The organism is Candidatus Poriferisodalis sp., assembly GCF_965198245.1.
GTDB lineage: Bacteria > Actinomycetota > Acidimicrobiia > Acidimicrobiales > Poriferisodalaceae > Poriferisodalis.
Genome location: NZ_OZ240249.1, coordinates 2,228,310 through 2,246,072 on the forward strand (window position 1 = coordinate 2,228,310; position 17,763 = coordinate 2,246,072).

Consider the following 17,763-nt stretch of genomic DNA (forward strand, 5'->3'; position numbering starts at 1 on the left):
TATTAGTTGAGTTCAATGCGGCAGCGTCTGAGTGCTGTGCGGCTCGGAGGGGGACCCGTTGGTGAGTCCAGGTGCTCTGGGCGTCGGTTGGTGTTGGTGTGTCCAGCGGTCGACGTAGGCGGCTGACCCAGCGACGGGCCCGGCTCGTTGCGCGGCCCCCTCTGATGCTTGTCGGACTGGCGACCCTCGCCGTTGCGCTGCTGTTCCCTCCGGTGCTGCTCATCCCCAGGGCGGTCCAGGCCCAGAGCACAGTGCCGGCCGCGGGCGCCGACCACACCCGCTACCCCAGCTTCAGCATCTCGGCGGCCGCGGGTCCCTGGAGCATCTGGTCGGACGGCACGACCTTCTGGGTCATCGAGGGCGCTGGCAACTCGAAGATCTACGCATATCACCTGGCGAGCGGGTACGGGACCCGCGACTCGGCCAAGGACATCACAGATTCCCCGTCGGACGAGGTGGAGATGTTCACCGCGGACGATGACTATTTCTACGGCTGCGAGAACTCCTCAGGCGGGGGGGGGATTTTGCGGGGAATGTCGCAGGGGTGTTGGTGTGGAACCGGGCGGACCGGACCCGCGCCCCGTCCAAGGACTTCGGCTATCGCAGCGAGGTACCAGATGCCGATGCCGGAGAGATCGTCCTGTGCTATGGCCTGGTGGTCTACGGGGATTACATCTATCTGGCCAACTCGACGCCCGATCTCCATGCCTTCCACCTCAAGGACGATCCCGTCACACCTGCCGACGAGTACGGCACCCCGGACCCCGATCGGACCATTGAATTGCCCGTCGCTGGCGGCCGGGGGTTCCATCGCGAGGGGGACATCCTGTGGGTCACAGACCGCTCTTAAGACAAGGTCTATGCCATCGACATGTCCGACGGCGCCAGACTGGAGCACCTCGAGTTCGACCTGCGCCCCGAAACCACATCCCCGCACGGCATCTGGTCCAACGGGGTGACCTTTTTCGTTGTCAGCAGTGACAAGAAGGAGGTTCACACCTACCGGATCCGTGACGATGCCAGCGGCGCGATCGCCCTGTCGGACTTTCAGATGTCCAGCGCGGTCCAGGCTCCCTGGGGCATCTGGGGCAACGACGCGACCGTGTGGGTGTCCAGCGACACCTCCAACAGGATCTACGCCTACGACCGCAACAGCGGCTCGCGGGACACAGGCAGGGACTTCGCCACCTTGGCCGGGGCCGGCAACACCGACGCGCGCGGGATCTGTTCGGACGGAACCACCATGTTTGTCGTCGACGACTTCGGCCGGAAGGTCTACGCCTACAAGATGTCGGACCAGTCGCACGACTCGGGCAAGGACATCTCGCTCCACTCGAGCAACTCCGACCCGACCGGTATCTGGTGCGACGCCAGCACCGTGTGGGTGGCCAACGACGCCAGCGCCGCCAACAACAAGATTTTCGCTTACAAGCGCTCGGACGGCTCGCGGGATTCCTCCAAGGACTTCGACACCCTCTACGACTCGACCGCTGCGGGCTCCGACAACGCCACACAGCCCCGCGGCCTGTGGTCCAACGGCACCAGGATGTTCGTGGTCGACGACGAGGACGACAAGGTCCATGCCTACAAGCATTCCGACGAGTCCCGGGACTCCGCCAAGAGCATCACGCTGCGCTCCGCCAACTCCGACGCCCGTGATCTGTGGTTCGACGGACGCGTCCTGTGGGCGCTTGACAACGACCGCAGGCTGTACGCCTACGACCTGCCGGGCGGGCAGGACGCGAACACCCCCGCGACCGGCGCGCCGTCCATCACCGGCGAGCCCCAAAGGGGCGTGGCGCTGACGGCGGACGTCTCGGGCATCAGCGACGCAGACGGCGTCGCCCACGCCCGCTTTCACTACCAGTGGTTCCGCGTCGACGGCACGAACGTGACCGAGCTCGACGGCCAGACCGCCCCGACTTATGTCCCGACCGACGACGACGTGGGCAACAAGCTCAAGGTCCGCGTCGCCTTCGACGACGACGACGCCAACGGTGCGTCTGGCCTGAGATGTGTCGCCAGTCGCGCGCAGCGGCTCATCTTCGGGGCGCGCGCGGCTGCGAAGCGTTGGCTGCGGGGCACTCGGCGCCCAGTTCCTTCGCGTCGTTGGGGCAGTTGAGACATTGGTAGTTCTCATGGTGTTTTGATTGATGTCACACCCCGTTCTTAGGGTTTGGACCGTGACTCGCACACTTGTAGATCGTGGGCCGGAGGCAGGCCCGGTGGCTGCTGCGGCGTCTCTGCCGTTGCCGGACGGTGGGTCGGTGGGGCTGGACGGTGGGCTCTCGCCGATGCCGGACGGTGGGTCGGTGGGGCTGGACGGTGGACTCTCGCCGATGCCGGACGGCGGGTCGGCGCCGGCGGTTGAGCAGGTGGTGGCGGGGTTGGACAGGGCGTGGGAGTTGGTGGCGATGGCGTCACAGGCACCGCTGGCCGGTGCCGACGGCGAGGTGCTGGCACGGGTGGTCGCTGCGGGCGGACGGCTGCGCTCGGCGGTAGAGGCAGTGCTGCTGGCGGCGACGGCGGCGTTGGAGGCCGGCCGGACGGGGTCGGGGCGTGCTGCGCTGCGCGAGAGGGCTCGCTTGAGTGCTCGCGGCGCCGCCCTAAAAGTGGCCGTCAGCGAGCAGCTGTCCCAGATGCCGAACGTGGCGCATGGCTTGGCCTGTGGGGAGCTGACGGCCGAGCACGCCGAGGTCCTCGCCGATGCGGCCCGGCGCACCAGCCCCGGGGCCGTGGATGCTGCGGTCGGCTTGCTCGAGACGGCGGCGCGGGTGCCGCCCGATGTGCTGCGCCGCGATGCTCGCGAGTTTGTGGCCCAGCACGATCCTGCGGCTGCCGAGAGCGAGCTCAGCCGGCAGCGGAAGGATCGCAGTGCGACGCTGTTCACCGACGACGTCACGGGCATGGGTGTGCTCAATGCCCGCTTCGACCCGGTCACCTTTGCGCTGGCCATGCAGGCAATCGAGAACTACAACGACGCCCTGTGGCGTCAGGACGGAGGCCGTGACGGCACCCCTGGCCAAGTGCGAGACAACCGCCAGCGCCTCGCCGACAGCGTCTTCGAGATGCTGACCGGCCGCAACGCGCTCGCTGTCATGGAGCCCTCCGCTGCCGCTGCGGCCGCGGGTGCGGCTGCCCCTACCCCTGCCGACGCCGGCATTCCCCTCGCGAGCCCTGCCGGTGTCGCGGGCGCGGACCCTGCCGGTGTCGCGGGCGCGGACCCTGCCGGTGTCGCGGGCGTCGGCAACCGGAGTGATCTGGAAAGCGAGAGCGGCGAAGCTGGTGACAAGTGCCGTTGCGGCGGTCGTGTCGGTGACGAGGGACGATCAGTCGATCGGTGGGCTCCCGCGCACGCACCGAACCAGCTTGTGATCGTCGCCGACATCGGCGTCATCGACGGCACCAGCCCCGACGGACGCTGCGAGATCCTCGGCGTCGGGCCCGTGCCCCCTTCGATACTCAGCACGCTCTCTCCCGACACTCACATCACGGGAGCCTTGTTCTCAGGATCGGGCCAGCCGCTGTGGCTCGGCCGCAGCCGCCGGCTCGCGACCGCAGCCCAACAGCTAGCAATAGCCATACGCGACCGCGGCTGTGTGCTGTGCTGCGCGCCGATGCACCGCTGCAGATACCACCACATCGACGAATGGAACGCCGACAATGGCACCACCGACATCCCCAACCTCGCGGCGCTGTGCAAGGGCTGCCACGACAGCCTCCACAAGAACGCCCAACGCCTCCACCACGACCCCACAAACGGCACCTGGACCACCGTGCCACGGCCCACAGACCCCTCACACCCGGGCATCCCTGCACAGCCCGGCTCTCCGCACTCGGCTGACGCCACCTATCCCGCACGCCCCGCAGAGCCCACCTCGGGGCGCAGCCCGCCCTAGTTCTGCTGCCGGTGGCCTTGGCGGGCTTTGCGAACTTTGGCGGCGGCACGCAGCCCGCCCTAGTTCTGCTGCCGGTGGCCTTGGCGGGCTTTGCGAACTTTGGCGGCGGCACGCAGCCCGCACGCCCCGCAGAGCCCACCTCGGGGCGCACCCCGCCTTTGCCCGGATCCGGGTTAAGACCCCACGTCAGCCGTACTTTCTGGTGCTCATCAGCACTGGCTGAAACGGCCGTGCTGCTAGATGATGAAGGGCAGGTTTGGCAGGGGCGATGTGGAGTTGACGAGTTCCACCTTCTTGGCCGCCATGCGGAGGCCGTCGGGCGTGCGTCGCAGGCGGTGTGTCGCACGCCCCGCCCACAGGCGCAGGTGCCCGGTTGCCTGGACTGCGTGCTCGTAGAGCACAAAGTTGCTGCCGACCTCGTACTCGTCGCCCTCGGCGCTCAGGATCTCGATGTTGGACACGACCCGGCGCATCGACGACGGGGGATCCTGCGCGTGGTGAACGCCGGTTGCGAGCTGGCGGATGCGGGTGCCGAGGCGTGCCCGGTTGTCGTTGATGTAGCTGACTCGGGTGCCGGGCTCATAGTTGCCGGGACCGAACGGCACCCAGTAGTGGATGTCGTCGGTGACCAGTGCTTCCCACTCGTTATAGCGGGACTCGTCGGCGAGTCGGGCTTCGCGGTAGACGAACGCCTCGATGTCGCGGCGCGTTGGCTCACCGACGGTCGTCATGGCAGTGGCTCAGGCTCCGTTGGCGAGACCGGTCTGGCGAACGCCCCCTGATAACCGGTCGCGGGTCGTCATGGCAGTGGCTCAGGCTCCGTTGGCGGGACCGGTCTGGCGAACGCCCCCTGATAACCGGTCGCGGGTCGTCATGGCGGTGCCTCAGGCTCCGTTGGCGGGACCGGTCTGGCGAACGCCCCCTGATATCCGGTCGCGGGTCGTCATGGCGGGGTCTCAGGCTCCGTTGGCGGGGCTGTCCCCGATGCCATGAGCCATGACGTCGCGGTAATGGTGCCAGAAGCCGCGATTGGTGGTTTCGTCGGTGATGTCGCTCCAGCGCTGCCCGTCCTCTGCATGCTCGCGTTCGAGGCCCCGGCTGAGGTCGACCCATCCGTCGTTGCCGACGACTGCTCCCTCGAAGGCCCGGTGCATGCGCTCGGCGATCACCGCGTCGTCGGTCAGGAAGAACGATGCGGGACCCATCGCCGCTTCTGACTGCAGCACGAGCCGGCGGTTGACGCTCTCATCGGTGCCCTCGACCAGCAGGGGAGTGTGGTGGTGCACCGTCACACCCGGCGCCACGGGCTCGATCCGGGCGATGTTCATCTCGGCCAGGAACAGGTTCGGGAACACCAGCGCGTGCGGCGGTCCGTCCCACATGATCGCCTTGGCCTTCTCGGGTCCGTAGGACTGCTCTAGCGCCTCGCAGTAGTCGGCGACCTTCTCGCGCGTGGTGCCGAGCCAGGCCAGCTCGGCTGTGTAGCCGCGGCGGAAGTCCAGCTCGAGATGACCGCCGTCGTAGGCCCGTGTGACTGAGGCTGAGGCGCCCTCGCCGGTCATCACGATCTCGTCGTAATAGGTGTCCGGGACTGCCCGAGCCATCGATGCGTGGGTGAAGTTGAGGTGATAGCCGTCGTTGTCGCTCTCGGGCCACATCTTCCAGTTCGAATCGATCCGCTGGCCGATCCAGCCCGCGCCCAGTCGAACTCGGCCGGTTGGCGACATGTTCGCCGTGCGGTCGAGCATCTCGGTGCCGCCTGCACCGAGATGCTCGCTCAGCGGCCCAGCGGTGCCGCTGCGGTTGGCGAACACGAAACCCCGATAGTCGTCGATCTGCCCGGGCCGGTCCAGCCCCAGATCGGCGGTGTCCTTGTGGAAGCCCTTCGGCCCGGGAACGCTGAGCAGCGTGCCGTCAAGGTCGTAGGTCCAGCCGTGGTAGGAGCAGCGGAAGTTGCGATCGTTGCCGTCGTTCTGCGGGCACAGGGTGGTGCCGCGGTGCGCGCAGCGGTTGGCAACGACGCTGATGGCGCCGTCACGGTTTCGCACCATGAGCACTGGCTCGGTACCCAGCCGCCGGGAGACCCAGTCGCCGATGTCGGGCACTTCGGACTCGTGGCCCACGAAGACCCAGCCGTCGGTGAAAATGCGCGCCATCTCGTCCGCGAACACGCCCGGATCGGTGTAGAGGCTGCCGTGGATCCGGTCGTCCTGCACGAGGAGCCGGTAGTCGTTCGTTGCCGGCGATCTCTGCACGGTCAGTGCCATCGACGCCCCTCCCGTCGCTGCCACGAGACGCTAGGCGTTCTCGACCGGCCGCTGCCGACGCAGCGGCCGGCTGGGAGAATTCTGTTCCGGCAATACGGGATTGCCGCGGCTCAGCAGGTTCGATCTACTCGGCGGATTCGGGCAAGCCGGTGGGATCTGTCTCCTCGGCGGGGGAGTCGAGGGTGAGGCTGACCCTCACGATGTCGGTCTCGAACCAGTCCAGCGGGGTGCCGGGCCACTGGTAAATCGTGGAGACGGTGGATTGGCGGGGCACCGTCGCGTCCGCGGAACTGAACTGCTGATCCTCGATCATGAGCGTGAAGGACTCCGGTGCTGTCGCGTGGCCGAGAGTTAGCCACAAGGTGTCGCCAACGACTGCCAGGACCCCGATGGTGTGGCCGTTCTCATCGACCCAGAAGCTGGTCGACGACAGCGACCCCAGCGGCGTGCCCGGGTTGAAGACGCTGTACCCCATGAACGCATCCCCGCCGAACTGAGCCGCGCCCACTGTCAAGAGCGCCGACCACGTCGCGGCATCATGCACGTCGGGTTCGGTCGAGTGGGTCAGCCTGACCCACACGCTCGTGCCCGCCGAATTCTGCGCAGCGACCCGGTAGTGGTACTCGGTGTCGGGGATCAGGGAGCTGTGCACAGCTTCGAAGGGACCCTGCTGCACGGCTTCGAAGGTCACCAACTCGGGGTCCACAGTCTGCTGTTCGAGCAGGATCCAATCGGCCCCGTCCGGCGACCACTCGATGTCGTAGCCGGTGACGTTCGCTCCGCCGTTGTCGGAGGGCGCCTCCCACGACAGCGTGATCTGCGTCTGTGTCGCCGCGGCTGACAGGCTCTGGGGCCCACCCGGTGCGCTGGCCCCACTGCTGGCCAAGGCGTACTCAGAACTCGAGCCGGCAGCGTTGACTGCTGCAACCCGGAAGCAGTACACCACAGCTTCAGATGGTGCCTCCTCGCTGTAGGAGGTCGCGGTTGTCTCGGACTCGCTCAGATCCCACTCGACGCAGTTCCGCGAACTCTCGAACTTGTAGCCCGTGATGGCGCCGCCGCCGTTGTCGGCGGGCGGCTTCCAGTTCAGCGTCATCAGGTCGCCGGAGCGTTGCATGGACAGCTCCGAGGGCTTGTCCGGCGGGGTGATCACCGCGGTGCCGTCCTGCAGGATGGCGCTGGCCGGGCCGGTGCCGACCCGATTGATCGCTGAGACGCGGTAATAGCGCAGCGAACGGTCGAGCTGCACATCGTCGAGGTATGTGGTGCTGAACAGCAAGAGCTCGTCCGAGCGGATATTGGGCAGCCGCTCCCAGCTCTCACCGTCCCATGAGCGCTCCACCAGGTAATCGGTCACGTCGGTGCCGCCGTCGTCGGCGGGTGCGTCCCATACCAGGATGTGCGGCTCGTCGTCGGCCTTGGTCAGCTCGACGTTGATCGGCCGATCTGGCACGCGTGCGGGAGTGGTCGCCCCGAACGCGGTCTCCGAGCGTGGACCGAAACCTCCCCCGTTGATCGCCGAGACCGCGTAGTAGTGGCGTGCGCCGGCGCTCAGCTCGCTGTGCGTCCACGTCGTGTCGGCCGTGCCGGTGTCGGGGACCAGAAGGTTCCAGTCGTAGCCGCCGTTCAGGGACAGTTCGATCCGGTAGCCGCTGATCTCTCCACCGCCCGGATCGGCGGGCGCAGACCACTGCAGATCGATGGCCTCGCGGCCCTGCCCTTGTGCGGACAGCCCGGTCGGGGCGCCAGGCACGAGATCGACGTCCAAGGTCACCGTGAAGTCGGCGTTGTCGCTGAACAGCCCGCCGTCAGTGCCTATCCATGACGGCGCCGTCCATGTGAACGTGCCGTCGGACTGCCCGGCATCCTTCAGGAGCAAACGCAGCTCGTCGCTGTTCAGCGTGAGGAAGTCGAACGCGTTCGCCGCAGGCGACGGGCTCACGGTGAGGCTGACCTCGTTCGCCGACACATCCGCTGAGAACCCGGTCACTTCATAGTCCACGCCGTCATAGGCGAACGGTTCCGACAAGGTGAACGACGTGAGATGACTGTTGTCTGAGACCGGCTGGACGGTGCCAGTGCCGCACCACAGAGAATCGCAGCCGCCCTCGATCCGGAACACCGGCGACATCGCGTAGTAATAGAACTCGTTGTCGCGGACATGCTTGCCTTGGTGCCAGAACACCGTTTGAAACCCGAATCCGTCGTGGTAGCCCCGAACATCCTCGAGCGGCCCCCACTGTTGACAGAACCAGGTGCGCTGGCCCCAGTTGGTATTCCAAGCGCAGTCGGGCTCGGTATTGGATGTGCTAGCGCCCGTCTCGACAGCTTGACAATATGGATCCTGGGGAGCCTGATCGAGCTTCTCGCCCAGAGTCAGCCAAGGACACGGATGCGACAGGTGGCCCAGTTCCTCGACGTCCACAGGATCGTCGGGGTCAAAAGGAATGCTGAGTCTCTTGGGTGAGCCGGCGTGTGTGCTGCCCGTGGCGATCTTGTAGTTGCCGAACTCGAACCCGCTCGATTCTCCTCGCTCATTGATCTTGCGGGCGTTGTCCCAGTTGCCGTCGTAGAAGTCGCGGTAGTCGTCGGCGGCGCGAGCACCAGCGTTGCCGAGCCAGTAGATCGGGTGACCCAAGCTGTCCTCGGTCCACTGGGTGCAGGTATTGGAGCGTGCGCTGACCGCCCTGGTGCTGCCGACCACCCGGAAGTCGGACGCATAGGGCTGAATCGCCGTCATGCCGCGTGAGGCGACGTCCCCCACGAAACGGTTGTAGGCGCCGATGTCGGTAGGCACAGCGTTGCGGTGCTCCGAGGTCACGAACAGCAGCCGGAAACGGTCCCCGGCCTCCAGCCCATGGCCCGACGGCACCAGCCCCGAACTCAGCGCGACCTCATGCTCGGGAGCGTCAGAGCAGATGCGTCGCTGGTCCGAAGGCGCCTGTGTCGAGCCGGTTGCCACCACCGAGTGCGGGCCACGCCCCGAGTCGTTGATTGCCGAGACCCGGTACGCGTAGCTCCGACGGCTCTGCAACTCCGTATGGCTCATCATCGTCGTCGGGCCGCCGGTATGGCCCAGCAGTCTCCAAGAGTAGTCCGAGTCGGGGTTCAGGGAAAATTCGACGCGGTAGTCAGTCACGTCGCTGGTGCCGGCATCGAGCGGGGCAGCCCAGATGATGTCGATACGCGACGGCAGCTCGGCACTCGCGACGACACCGGTCGGCACGCTGGGCGCGCCGACAAGCCTCGGCCGCGGCAGGCCGCTGAAGCTGAACGTCGAAGTCCCCGGCATCGAGTAGATCTCGGACCACGCGGAGGCGCCGGCGGAGTTGACAGCCCGAATCTGCACTTGCATGTAGCGCTCAACGTCGAGGCCGTCGAGGATCACGCTGGAACCGGTGAAGACCGCCATGATCCCATCTTCGGGACTCGGCAGCCGCTGCCAGCCGTGTTGGCCGTCGAAGAGCTCGATCTCATAGGAGTCCGCGCCGATCACATCGTCCCAGTCCAGATGCACCATCCCGTGATGCAGAGCCACGCCGGTGATGTTCTGAGGCGCCTCGGGAATGTCACCCGAGGACGCAGCCGCCTGCCCCACCGTCAGCACCCCGACGGCCAGCACGCTGACCAGCACTGTGCCCCGGGCAAACCCACCCGACGCACGCCACAAGCCCGTACAGAACGTCTGGACACGCTGCCGCACGCAGCCTCGATACGTCATCCTCATCAAAAACCTCCCCATCGCTACCCGGACTTGCTGTCATATGGCACAGCTATATATGATTGCAACACATGTGAACGGATCGAGAGCGTACCCCCCCCCCCCCCCCGAAAAAGCAAGCAATCGGCATCCACGCATCGTCCGGTCGGCAGATTGCTGAACGGGAGCAGAAGGGTCGGTTGCCCTCGCCGAAGTGGTTCGCATATATGAACATAACGCACTAATAATTGAACATAGTGCGAGATACTTGGGTCGTGGTGAGGTTGTTGCGATGAGCGTGACGTCCGGGAGCGGCGTGTCCAGATGCTCGGTGCGCTGACACGGCGTGCAACGGGCGGTTCCGGCCGGAGCGTTGGCTGGAACGTGTTCGCCCTGGCAGCGCTGGTAGCGGTGTTGGCTGTCGGGCACTTGACGGTGGGGCAGGCCGCCGCGGCTTCAGACGATGTTCCAGAGGTTCCGCAGAACATCGCTGGTGTGGCATTGCATTACGGCAGGGTGTCGCTGGATTGGGACGATGCTGCGGACGCTGATTCCTACGAGGTCGAGTACTTCGACGGTCAGGGCTGGCTGAGGCTGCCCAGCGCGACACAGGGGATCTTGGCGATATTCAGCGGGTCGAGCGTGATCCTCGACGGGCTGGAGAACGAACGCCGCATCGAGGTGCGGATCCGGGCGGTCAACTCGGCGGGTACTTCGGCGTGGTCCGGTATCTATTCGATGCCAGCGACCGCGACGCTCGATTTCAGCGGTGTGCCGCTGCCCGGGTTCCCGGGCGCGCCGACGATCACGAGCGCTGATTCGTATGAGGTCGACGAGGGCGCGACGTCGATAGCCACGCTTGGCGCCACGGACCACAACACGGCTGAGTCCGATCTGGTCTGGACTGTGGCGGGCGGCGCGGACGCAGCCAGGTTCGTGTTGAGCGAGTCGGGGGTGTTGGCCTTCGACGCGGCCCCCGACTACGAGGAACCCGACGACATCGGCGCCGACGGCATCTATGAGCTGACAGTGCAGGTGAGCGACGGGACGAACGACGTCACCGCGGATGTGTCGGTGACGTTGAGGAATGTCATTGAGCTCGAGGCGGCCCAAGGATCCTCGGAGGTGAGCTTCGCGGAGAACGGCTGGTCGAAGGTGGCGACGTTCACGGCATCGTCGTCGCAGGACCGTGACGGCATCACCTGGACGCTGGGGGGTGACGACGCGGCGCACTTCAGCATCGACGAGCCGTCGGGGGCGCTGCGGTTCGACCTTGACCCGGTGGCGCCGGTGATCGTCGCGAAGCCGCCCGATTTTGAGGTGCCGGTCGACAGCGACAACGACAACGCCTATGTGGTGACGCTTCTGGCTTCGTCAGCTTCGGCGACGGCTGATACGGCGTTGAGTGTCACGGTGACGGTGACCGACGCGGACGAGGACGGTGCGGTGTCGTTGTCGACGAAGCGTCCCCGAACGGGCGTGGCCGTCACCGCGGCGCTGGACGATCCCGACGGTGTGGTCGACGACTCGGCGACGTGGGTGTGGGAACGCAGCGTCGGGTACAACGAGTGGGCCGCGATCGCGGGGGCGGAGGGGTCGAGCTACACGCCGGCGGCGGCCGATGCAGGCAGCTTCTTGCGGGTCGGCGTGTCCTACAGCGACAACCACGGCAGCGATGCGCACGCCCAGGCGACGGCGACCGAGGTTGCGGCGGCGGCTCAGCTCAGCGGCCTGTCGGTGAGCACCGACGACTCGGATTTGGCCATCGGAGCGGACGCCTGGCGGCAGATGCGGCCGGCCTTCGATGCGCAGACGCTGCACTACTCCGTGGGCTGCAACGACACCGACACGATGACGTTGACGATGCACCCCGCTGATGCGACGAGCCGGATCTCGGTGGACGGCACCCAAGTTGCCAATGCAGGCGCGGGCGTCGCGGTGACCGCGACGGTGCCGGTGACAGGCACCAGCTCGGTGCGCGTCGCCCTTTCCAACGCGCAGGGCGCTGTGACCCACTACGTCGTGCACTGTTTCGCTGACGAGGTGCGGCCGATCCTGGTCCACAAGCCGCTGGGCGAGGCGGGCGCGCTCGACGAGCTGATCCTCTTCTCGCAGAGCAATCACTTGATCGTCATGGACCACAACGGGGTTCCCCGCGTGCTTCGCCGCGTCGGCCAGGCGGCCGGCGGGTATTTCCGGTTCTATCCCGACATCAACGGCGAGCCCCGCTACTCCTACCAGCGTCGATTGACCTGGATTCTCGACGAGAACCTGGACGAGCTCGCAGTGGCGAGAACGGTGCCGCCCCTGACACGCCAGGACGGCCATGACTTCCGGCTGCTCGACAACGGGAACTACATGCTGATGGCCTATCAGGGGGCTGAGCGCGACCCGTCCTATCTCACATTCGACGACAGCAGCGGCGCGCCCTTCGGGACTGATGTCTATGTGGAGGACTCGGTCATCCAGATCGTCACCCCGGGCGGCAGCGAGACGTTCAGATGGAACTCGTGGGACCACATGGCTCTCGAGGACTGCGTGCAGCACCGGTTCCCGCCCGTCAAAGGCGACTATGCGCATCTGAACACCATGCAGATGGCCGACGGGCGCATCATCGCGTCGATGCGGGGATGCTCGAGAGTTCTGGCCATCGACGCCGTGACCGGCGATGTCCTCTGGAGGGTGGGGCCCTCGAACCTGAGCGACGCCGAGTGGGCCGAGCGCGACATCGGGCCGCCGCCGCTGGACATCATCGGCGACCCCGAGAAGCAGTTCTGCGGCCAGCACGCGTCGTCGCTGCTGCCCAACGGCAACCTGATCCTCTACGACAATGGCGTGGAGTGCACCAAGAACCCCTGGACGCTTCAGAATCTGCTCCGGGAGAACGACATGTACAGCCGCGGCCTGGAGTACGCCCTCGATCTCGACAACGGCGAGGCGGTGTTCGTGCGCGACCATTCGCTGCACGGCACCAAGAGCGAACTGGGCTATCGGGGCGGGCACATCGAGGGGTTGGGCAACGGCCATTGGCTGATCAGCTGGGGAGGCGCGAATCGAACCGTCCCCTTCGCCGCTACCTCTGACGTGTTCACCCAAGTGGATCCGGACACCGGCAGCGAATGGCTGTCAGTGGGCGGTACCCGCACCAACAAGGCCACGGTCATGGCGCCGGAAGCGTTGGCGCGGGCTCCTGCGCCGCCCGAGGCGCGGGTACTGGCGGGCAGCTACACGTCGGTGGCCCATTCCGGGGTGGGCGATGCCCCGCAGGTGGCGGTGGCGTTCAACCGGCCGGTGGCGGACTTCGCAAAGTCCAGCCCGTCGTTGAGCGTTCAAGGCGCGACGGTCACAACGGTGGTGCCTCATCTGGTGGCGGGCGAGGCGGCGAATGCGTACTTGGTGACGCTGGCTCCAGCGGGTGCGGGCGCCATCTCCGTCGCGTTCGTCGCCGGCGAGGCGTGTGACGATGGCGGTGTCTGCGCAGCCGACGGCATGATGCTGGCGAGCGTGCCCCCGGCTGTGGTAATCGGCCCGCCGGTGACGGTGACGTTCGGTGCCGCCTCGTACAGCGTGGCTGAGGGCGCGACACTGCAGGTGTCGGTGGAGCTGAGCAGAGCTCACGGCGGCGGGTTGGAGATCGAGGTGCCGATCGTCGCGTCGGCCCTCAGCGCCTCGTTCGGCGAGTTCACGGTGGCTTCCGGTGTGAGCTTCGCGGCTGGCGAGACCCGCAAGACGGTGTCGTTCGACGCGGGAGACGATGCCGTGGTGGAAGGTTCCGAGACGGTGGTGCTGAGCTTTGGCGCGTTGGCGTCGGGATTCTCGGCGGGTATGAACGCTGAGACGACGGTCACGATCACCGACACCGACACGGCTGTGATCGGGTTCAGCGCCGCGAGCAACGAGGTCGCTGAGGGGGGCGAGACTGAGCTGACGTTCGCCGTCACCAACGGCGTCACGTTCGCGGCGGACCAGGCCATCGGCATCGCAGCGGCCGGGTCGGCTGACGCCGGGGACGACTTCGTGCTCACGGACTCGGTGAACCGGACGCTTTCGGCGCCCTACTCGGTCACGCTGGCGGCGGGCGCCACATCGGTCACAGCAGGGTTGAGGGCGGTGGACGATTCTGATGCCGAGCTGGCCGAGACTGTCGTGTTGAGCGCCCGGCTGGCGTCGACGGGCGCGCTGATCGGGTCGCGCACCGTCACTGTGCCTGCCAGCGACTTGGGCACGCCCGAGGTGACGATCACCGGAGGCGGGACCGTGACCGAGGGCGACGATGCGGTGTTCACGCTGGCACGCTCCGCCACGCTGGGAACCCCGTTGACCGAGGCGCTCACCGTGAGCGTCGAGGTGACCGCGACCGGCGGGATCCTCAGCGGCGCGTCGGCGTCGACGGTGACGTTCGCAGCCGGCCAGAGCACAGCGGAGGTGCGAGCGGGGACCGTCGACGACTCCGTCGTGGAGGACCCAGCGACGGTGACAGCACTGGTGCGCGCTGATACCGCGAGCCCGGCGAGGTATGTGACCGGCTCGCCCAACCGTGCCACGGTCGCCGTGTGGGACAACGACGTTGTGCGCTTCGGGGTGTCCGTGGGCCTCCCTGCGATTGTCGAGGGCGCCGAGGTGACGGTGACGGTTGACACCGGCGGGGTCACCTTCGCTCAGGCCCAGAGTCTGTCGGTGAGTGTGGCAGGCAGTGCCGCTGTCGGCGATGACTTCGTGCTGACCGATTCCGACGGCACTGAGCTGGTGGCGCCCTATGAGTTGACGCTCGGGGCTGGTGCGGGGTCGACGAGTTTTGGGATCGCGGCGGCCATCGACGAGGTGGAGGACGACGGCGAGGCGGTAGTGCTTGCGGTTCTGCACGACGGTCAGTCCGTCGCGACGGTCACGGTGACGGTGATCGACGAGAACGAGCTGCCGATGGTGATGGGACCGAGCGATGTGCGGTTCGCAGAGAACGGGAATGCGGCAGTGGCCACATTCACCGCGACCGACGCCGAGGGCGATCCGGTCACTTGGTCGCTGGGCGGCGCGGATGCCGCTCGGTTCCGGTTCGACACCGCCGCCGGCGAGTTGGGGTTCCGCTCTCCGCCGGACTTCGAGATGCGAGCCGACGCCGGCGCCGACAACGTCTATGACGTCGCGGTGCAGGCCTCCGACAGCGAGGGCACCACCAGCCATCACGTGACAGTGACGGTCACCGATGTCGACGAGCCGGCCATCATTGCCAGCGTCTCGGGGTCTTTCGAGTTCAGCTACGACGAGAACGACATGGCACCGGTGGCCGCGTTCACCGCGACAGATCCTGAGCGGGCAACCATCAGATGGTCGCTGGGCGCTGTCGACGCTGCCGTGTTCAGGATCAGCAGCGGCGGTGTGGTGAGCTTCGAGCGCCCGCCGGATTTTGAGCATCCCGACGACGACGACAACAACAACGAGTATGTGGTGCAGGTCCAGGCTCGTGCCGGTGCCAGCGATCTCGTCGTGAGAGATGTGCTGGTCACGGTCGACGATGTGGACGAGCCCGGCATGTTGGTGCTGTCGCCGCCGCAACCCCAGGTCGGCACACCTGTGGGGGCCGCGGTCGTCGATCCCGACGGCTTCTTGGCGGCACAGGAGTGGACGTGGCAGCGCCGCCTCGGCGGCGGCCCCTGGGGCGACATCGCGGGAGCGACGACCGGCAGCTACACACCTGTGGCCGCCGACGAGCGCTATCGCCTGCGAGTCGAGGTCTCCTACCTCGACGGCACCGGCACCGGCACTGACACCGTGGCGGCGGAAACTGCCTACCCCGTGCGCGCCGCGCCCATAGCGCTCAACAACGCGCCGGACTTCGGCGACGATCCCGTCGCGCGCTCGGTCGCGGAGAACTCGCCGCCGGGCACCGCTGTGGGTGCGACGGTCACAGCCACCGACAGCGATTCCGGCGATGCCGACAGGCTCATCTACACGCTGTCGGTTCCAGACGACGACCTGTTCACCATTGACGGTTCCACAGGCCAGATCCGTGTCGGCTCAGCCGCGGTGCTGGACCACGAGTCCGCCGGCAGGCCCTACTCCGTCACCGTCACCGCTGCGGACCCCTCAGGCGCCAGCGACGACGTCACCGTCATCATCAGGATCACCGACGTCAACGAGCCGCCCGTCGCCGCAGAGGACACCGCCGTCACCGCTGAGGACAGTCGAGTGGTCATCGCAGTGCTGACCAACGACGCCGACCCCGACGGCGACATCCTCACCGTGGCACTCGGCGACGCGTCTTTGCACGGACGTGTCAGCGTCGAGGCCGACAACACCCTCGCCTACACCCCCACAAGCGACTTCAACGGCAGAGACATCTTCACGTACGTCGTTTCCGACGGCCGTCTGAGCGACGAGACGACGGTGACCGTGACCGTCAACGCGGTCAACGACCAGCCCAAGTTCCCGACAGCGTCCACAACACGCACGATCGCCGAAGGCGCCTCAGCCGCAGCACCAGTGGGCCACCCGGTGACTGCCACCGACGTCGACGCTGAACCGCTCACGTACCGCCTCTTCGAAGTCGATGCGCCGTCGTTCACCATCGACTCTGGCAGCGGCCAGATCGGCGTCGGGCCCGACACGGTGCCGGACCGCCGAACCCAGCCCAGCTACCGACTCAGAGTCCAAGCAACCGACCCCCACGGTGCCAGAGCCAGCACCACCGTCATCGTGACCGTCACCGCCCCACGAACCACGCCGGGAACAGGGCCCCTCAGGGGTGGTGGCGGTGGAGGCGCTGGCGGTGGCGGTGGTGGTGGAGGCGGCGGCGGTTTCGAGCCGAGCACTGCGGTGGTGATCGTGGCCAGTGGATGGAGTCCGTCTGATATCGGTGTCGCGTCAGCGCTGTCGGCACGCACGCCGGACTCTGCGGTGATCTACACCGCAGGCGACCGATTGTCAGTGGCTGCACGCGATTTGCTGGTCGACTATCTGCCTGCGGGCGTGATCGTGGTGGGGGGCGAGACCGCTGTGAGCGCCGCAGCGCTGACCTCGATGCGGCGCGCCTCGGAATCGGACTCGGTTGAGCGGATCACCGGCGCGACACGATCGGACACCGCAGCCAGCGTCGCGCGACGGATCCTGGACGCCTCCGAGGCGGGCGGGGCGACCGTGATCATCGCGAACGGCTGGAGCCCCGCCGACATCGGCGTGGCCGCGGCACTCTCTGCACGCACACCTCGCTCAGCCGTCGCCTACACCACATCGGGCGCTTTGCCCGATGCGACACAGCGACTGCTGCGCGACTACCGACCGGCCCGCGTGCTCATCGTGGGCGGCGAGGCCGCCGTGGAGCCTGCCGCAGTGTCGCAAATGAGCAACGCCGTGCCCGGTGCGATCATTGAGCGCGTCAGCGGCGCCACCAGAACCGCAACAGCCGCAGGGGTGGCCCGGAGGTTCTTGGGCCCGCACCTCGCGGCACCAACCGGTGAGCTGACGATCATCGTGGCCAATGGCTGGAGTCCGCCCGACATCGGCGCCGCAGCCGCGCTCTCGGCGCGCACCGCGGGTTCCGCGGTGCTCTACACCGAAGGTGGGCGACTCTCGGTCGAAGCCGCCGAGATACTGCGCGACTACCGGCCGACCAGAGTGGTGTTCATCGGCGGGCCCGCCGCGATCACCGCAGCAGTGAAGGATCAGACCCGCGCAATCCTGCCCGACGCAACCGTGCTGCGACACAGCGGAGCCACCCGAACCCAGACCGCCGCAGCCATCGCACGCCGAGCGCTCGGACCGTCATAGGGACCCCAACCACACACGGCACCACGCCGAGGGTCGCCGCTACGACGCAATGACTTGTGGTCACCGAGCTAAGAGCCCTAGCGGATAGGCGGCGATGTCGGGCAGCCCCGCGGTTCTCGACTTTGCGCAGAAA

Annotated in this window: 7 protein-coding genes; 4 read left to right on the forward strand and 3 right to left on the reverse strand. The window is 67.0% G+C overall.

Going from position 1 to position 17,763, the window contains the following annotated elements; genetic code table 11:
* Positions 1 to 550: 550 nt before the first annotated feature.
* The 3 genes from ACOCMM_RS10305 (at position 551) to ACOCMM_RS10315 (ending at position 3,899) form a co-directional block, all read left to right on the forward strand.
* Positions 551 to 850 carry a hypothetical protein gene (locus tag ACOCMM_RS10305; RefSeq protein WP_419553067.1) on the forward strand — a complete coding sequence of 100 codons (300 nt, stop codon included), beginning with the start codon at positions 551 to 553 and terminating at the stop codon, positions 848 to 850.
* Positions 851 to 871: 21 nt separating this feature from the next.
* Positions 872 to 2,122 (forward strand): hypothetical protein, encoded by a 1,251-nt coding sequence (locus ACOCMM_RS10310; RefSeq protein WP_419553068.1) that lies wholly within the window; start codon positions 872 to 874, stop codon positions 2,120 to 2,122.
* A 61-nt stretch (positions 2,123 to 2,183) separates the two neighbouring features.
* Positions 2,184 to 3,899: an HNH endonuclease gene (locus ACOCMM_RS10315; protein ID WP_419553069.1), complete on the forward strand. Its 1,716-nt coding sequence runs from the start codon at positions 2,184 to 2,186 to the stop codon at positions 3,897 to 3,899.
* 236 nt (positions 3,900 to 4,135) lie between these two features.
* On the opposite strand, the gene ACOCMM_RS10320 is transcribed toward ACOCMM_RS10315, so the two are convergent.
* The 3 genes from ACOCMM_RS10320 to ACOCMM_RS10330 form a co-directional block, all read right to left on the reverse strand.
* On the reverse strand, positions 4,136 to 4,630 hold the full coding sequence (locus ACOCMM_RS10320) for an aromatic-ring-hydroxylating dioxygenase subunit beta (protein ID WP_419553070.1): 495 nt from the start codon (positions 4,628 to 4,630) through the stop codon (positions 4,136 to 4,138).
* Between the two features lie 225 nt (positions 4,631 to 4,855).
* On the reverse strand, positions 4,856 to 6,166 hold the full coding sequence (locus tag ACOCMM_RS10325) for an aromatic ring-hydroxylating oxygenase subunit alpha (protein ID WP_419553071.1): 1,311 nt from the start codon (positions 6,164 to 6,166) through the stop codon (positions 4,856 to 4,858).
* 124 nt (positions 6,167 to 6,290) lie between these two features.
* Complete coding sequence (locus ACOCMM_RS10330) at positions 6,291 to 9,893, reverse strand: fibronectin type III domain-containing protein (RefSeq protein WP_419553072.1); 3,603 nt, start codon at positions 9,891 to 9,893, stop codon at positions 6,291 to 6,293.
* A gap of 357 nt (positions 9,894 to 10,250) precedes the next feature.
* Here ACOCMM_RS10330 and ACOCMM_RS10335 point away from each other — a divergent pair, with 357 nt between their 5' ends.
* On the forward strand, positions 10,251 to 17,630 hold the full coding sequence (locus tag ACOCMM_RS10335; RefSeq protein WP_419553073.1) for a cadherin domain-containing protein: 7,380 nt from the start codon (positions 10,251 to 10,253) through the stop codon (positions 17,628 to 17,630).
* Positions 17,631 to 17,763: the final 133 nt, after the last annotated feature.

Coding starts and splice junctions, on each gene's coding strand:
- ACOCMM_RS10330 (WP_419553072.1), bottom strand. CDS start 9,893: ATGAGGATGACGTATCGAGGCTGCGTGCGGCAGCGTGTCCAGACGTTC.
- ACOCMM_RS10320 (WP_419553070.1), bottom strand. CDS start 4,630: ATGACGACCGTCGGTGAGCCAACGCGCCGCGACATCGAGGCGTTCGTC.
- ACOCMM_RS10310 (WP_419553068.1), top strand. CDS start 872: ATGTCCGACGGCGCCAGACTGGAGCACCTCGAGTTCGACCTGCGCCCC.
- ACOCMM_RS10325 (WP_419553071.1), bottom strand. CDS start 6,166: ATGGCACTGACCGTGCAGAGATCGCCGGCAACGAACGACTACCGGCTC.